Here is a 3,961-nt window from a genome sequence, read left to right on the forward strand (position 1 = left end):
CCGACCCCTCGGGGGACCCGGCCACGTGTGACCCGGACGGTCGTCCGGCTCCGCGTGAGCCGTCGACCCCGGCGAGCCGACCCGCCGTGGTGAGCGTCGGCGTCGGGTCCTCCGGGCTCTGGCGACGCGCCCGCCCTCGCCCCGGAGTGCCCGTGCCCGGCAGGACGAGGACCGATGGGCTCGCAGCACCTGACGATCGACGCGGCGATGACGCACGCGCTCGAGCTCGCCGCTCGCGGTCCGGCGTACGGCCTCAACCCTCGCGTCGGGTGCGTCCTGCTCGCCCCACCCCCGGGCGCTGGCCTCGCGCAGGTCGCCGCGGCCCCTGACGCCGTCGACGCCCGGGCGCGACTCGTGCTCGCCGAGGGGTACCACCGGGGGGCCGGCACGCCGCACGCCGAGGCGGCAGCCCTGGCGGACGCCCGCCGGCGCGGGGTCGACGTCCGTGGCGCGACGGCGGTCGTGACCCTCGAGCCGTGCGCGCACGTCGGGCGCACCCCGCCCTGCGCCGACGCGCTCCTCGCGGCCGGTGTGGCCGAGGTCGTCCACGCGGTCGACGACCCGAGCCCCGCCGCGGCAGGCGGTGGCGCGCGCCTGCGCGCCGCCGGCGTCGGTGTCGTGAAGGGCGTGCGCGCGGCCGAGGGGAGGGCCCTGCTGCACGTGTGGCTCACCGCGGCCGGGCGGGGCACCCCGTACGTCACGCTGAAGACCGCGACGTCGCTCGACGGGTTCGTCGCGGCGCAGGACGGCACGAGCCGCTGGATCACGGGGCCGGAGGCGCGCGCGCACGCCCACCGCGTCCGGGCGACCGTCGACGCGATCGCCGTCGGCTCGGGCACCGTGCACGCCGACGACCCGGCGCTCACCGCGCGCGTGCCCGGTCCCGACGGCGTCGACCGGCTCGCCGACCACCAGCCGCTGCGCGTCGTCGTCGGGCGCTCCGGGATCCCTCCGCGCGCACGGCTCCGCGGCGCGGGAGGTGCACTCCACCACGTGCGCACGCACGACGTGGCCGAGGTGCTCGCGGAGCTCTCCGCGCACGAGGTGCGGCACGTGCTGGTCGAGGGCGGGCCGACGCTCGCGACGGCGTTCCTCGCGGCCGACGCGGTCGACGAGCTGCACGCCTACGTCGCCCCGGTGCTGCTGGGCTCGGGGCAGCGGGTCGTGGGCGACCTGGGCGTGACGACGATCGGGGCCGCGCGGCGGTTCCGCACGGTCGAGGTACGGCGCGTCGGGGACGACGCGCTGACGGTGTCGAGACGGATCGGCTGAGAGGCAGGAGAGACCGGATGTTCACGGGGATCGTCGAGGAGATCGGCCGGGTGCGGGAGATCGCGTTCCCCGGCGGCGCGGGCACGGACGCGGTGCTGACCGTCGAGGGGCCGCTGGCGACGTCGGACGCGGCGCTCGGCGACTCGATCGCGGTGGACGGCGTGTGTCTCACCGTCTCGACGCTGGGGGGCGACGGCACGTTCGGTGCCGACGTCATGCCGGAGTCGCTGCGTCGCACGACGCTCGGAGACCTGGGGCCGGGGTCGCGGGTCAACCTCGAGCGCGCGGTGCGCGCCGACGCGCGGCTGGGCGGGCACGTGGTGCAGGGACACGTCGACGGCGTCGCGACGCTCGCGAGCCGCGACCCGGGCGACCGCTGGGACGACCTGGTCTTCTCGGCCCCGGGACCGCTCCTGCGGTACGTCGCGGAGAAGGGCTCGATCGCCGTGAGCGGCGTCTCGCTCACGGTCACCCACGTCGACGACACGACGTTCGGCGTCTCCCTCATCCCGACGACGCTCGAGGCGACGGTCCTCGGTGCGCTGGCTCCTGGCGACCGCGTCAACCTCGAGGTCGACGTCCTCGCGAAGTACGTGGAGCGGCTCCTCGCCGCAGGAGCGACGTCGTGACGGGGCGGGAGGGCACGGCGGACCCTCAGGTGCCGGCCGGGGCGGTGGAGAGCGAGGCCGCGAGCGCCGTGGCGGCGTCCGTGGGGGGTGTGCGCCTCGGCACGGTCGAGGAGGCGCTGGCGGCGATCCGTGCGGGGCGGCCCGTGCTGGTGGCGGACTCCCCGGACCGGGAGAACGAGGCGGACGTGGTGTTCGCGGCGCGGGACGTGTCGGCGCAGTGGGTGGCGTGGACGATCCGTCACTCGTCGGGGTATCTGTGCGCGCCGATGCCGGCGGCGCGGGCGGACGCGCTGGAGCTGCCGTTGATGGTGCCGCGCAGCGAGGACCCGCGGCGGACGGCGTACACGGTGACGGTGGACGCGGCGTCGGGTGTGACGACGGGGATCTCGGCCCAGGACCGGGCGCGGACGTTGCGGGTGCTGGCGGACCCGGGGTCGGGGACGGGTGACCTGATCCGGCCGGGGCACGTGCTGCCGCTGCGTGCGGTGCCGGGCGGGGTGCTGCACCGTGCGGGGCACACGGAGGCGGCGGTGGACCTGGTGCGCCTGGCGGGTGCGGGTGAGGTGGGGGGTATCGCGGAGCTGGTGCACGACGACGGGTCGATGATGCGTCTGGACGACGCGGCGGCGCTGGCGGCGCGGGACGGGCTGGTGCTGCTGACGATCGCGGACCTCGTGGCGTGGCGCCGGCTGCACGACCCGGCGCCTGCGGCACCGGAGGAGGTCGACCGGGGGCTCTCGTCGCGGCGGGTGCACCGGACGGCGGAGGCGGCGCTGCCGACGGAGCACGGCGTGTTCCGGGTGCGGGGGTACCGGGACCTGCGGACGGGGGCGGAGCACGTGGCGCTGGTCCCGGCGGAGCCCGGGCCGCGAGCGTCGGTCCCGGCCGTGCCGTCCGCGAGCGCCTCCGGGGCGGCGCCGGTGGTGCGGGTGCACTCGGAGTGCTTGACGGGGGACGCGTTCGGCTCGGCGCGGTGCGACTGCGGTCCGCAGCTGCGCGCGGCGATGGCGCGGGTCGCGGCGGAGGGTGGTGCGGTGGTGTACCTGCGGGGTCACGAGGGCCGGGGGATCGGGCTGCTGGCGAAGCTGGGGGCGTACGAGCTGCAGGACGCGGGTCTGGACACGGTGCAGGCGAACCTGGAGCTGGGGTGGCCGGCGGACCGTCGGGAGTACGGCGCGGCGGCGGCGATCCTGGCGGATCTCGGGCTGTCGCGGGTGACGTTGCTGACGAACAACCCGGCGAAGGTGACGGGTCTGGTGGCGCACGGGATCGACGTGGTGGGGACGGAGCGGATCGAGGTGGGTCACGGGGAGCACAACCGGGCGTACCTGGTGACGAAGAAGGTGGCGATGGGTCATCTGCTGGAGACGGTCGAGGCTCCGGGTGGTCCGGGGTCGGGTGGTGTCGGGTCAGTGGTGTCGGACGAGTCGGAGGAGGAGCGATGAGTGGTGCGGGTGCGCCGTCGATCGAGGTGGACGGGTCGGGGCTGCGGGTGACGGTGGTCGCGGCGAGCTGGCACACGGAGGTGATGGACGGTCTGGTGGCGGGTGCGCGTCGTGCGCTGGCGGCGGCGCGCGTGTCGCACGTGACGGAGGTGCGGGTGCCGGGGTCGTTCGAGCTGCCGGTGGCGGCGGCGCGGGCGGTGGAGCGTGGCGCGGACGCCGTGGTGGCGCTGGGTGTGGTGATCCGTGGGGGGACGCCGCACTTCGAGTACGTGTGCCAGGCGGCGACGACGGGGCTGACGGACGTGAGCGTGCGGTCGGGGGTGCCGGTGGGGTTCGGCGTCCTCACGTGCGACGACGAGCAGCAGGCCCTGGACCGTGCGGGGCTGCCGGGATCGCGTGAGGACAAGGGGGCGGAGGCGGCCGAGGCGGCGGTGGCGACGGTCGTGGCGCTGCGGTCGCTGTGATCGTCCGTGGCGGGGGGTCCGTCCTGGTGCCCGCTGGGCGGGCCCCGGGGCGGGGGCGGCGGGGGGGGGGGGGGGCCCCGGGGGCGCGGAGGAGGGGGCGGCCCCCTTTCCCCCGGGCCCCGGGGAGGGGCCGCCCCCCGCCCCCCGGCCC

The 3,961-nt window shown here is 77.0% G+C and carries 4 protein-coding genes; all 4 read left to right on the forward strand.

The features are described from left to right. Positions 1–174 precede the first annotated feature (174 nt). The 4 genes from ribD to ribH all read left to right on the forward strand — a co-directional run bounded on the left by ribD (position 175) and on the right by ribH (position 3,810). Positions 175–1,272, forward strand: coding sequence for a bifunctional diaminohydroxyphosphoribosylaminopyrimidine deaminase/5-amino-6-(5-phosphoribosylamino)uracil reductase RibD (ribD, locus tag ACWPWV_RS20130; protein WP_454044745.1), 1,098 nt, complete (start codon positions 175–177; stop codon positions 1,270–1,272). Between the two features lie 17 nt (positions 1,273–1,289). Further along, a complete protein-coding gene (locus ACWPWV_RS20135; protein WP_454044566.1) occupies positions 1,290–1,901 on the forward strand; it encodes a riboflavin synthase in 612 nt (203 codons plus the stop codon). 80 nt (positions 1,902–1,981) lie between these two features. After that, positions 1,982–3,346 carry a 3,4-dihydroxy-2-butanone-4-phosphate synthase gene (gene ribB, locus ACWPWV_RS20140; RefSeq protein WP_454044747.1) on the forward strand — a complete coding sequence of 455 codons (1,365 nt, stop codon included), beginning with the start codon at positions 1,982–1,984 and terminating at the stop codon, positions 3,344–3,346. Continuing rightward, a complete protein-coding gene (gene ribH / locus ACWPWV_RS20145; protein ID WP_454044746.1) occupies positions 3,343–3,810 on the forward strand; it encodes a 6,7-dimethyl-8-ribityllumazine synthase in 468 nt (155 codons plus the stop codon). The genes ribB and ribH overlap by 4 nt, the downstream gene beginning before the upstream one ends. Positions 3,811–3,961 lie beyond the last annotated feature (151 nt).

The organism is Cellulosimicrobium sp. Marseille-Q8652, from assembly GCF_965112045.1.

Excerpts from the sequence above, each read along its gene's own strand:
- ribD (WP_454044745.1), top strand. The coding sequence starts at position 175 with ATGGGCTCGCAGCACCTGACGATCGACGCGGCGATGACGCACGCGCTC.
- ACWPWV_RS20135 (WP_454044566.1), top strand. The coding sequence starts at position 1,290 with ATGTTCACGGGGATCGTCGAGGAGATCGGCCGGGTGCGGGAGATCGCG.
- ribH (WP_454044746.1), top strand. The coding sequence starts at position 3,343 with ATGAGTGGTGCGGGTGCGCCGTCGATCGAGGTGGACGGGTCGGGGCTG.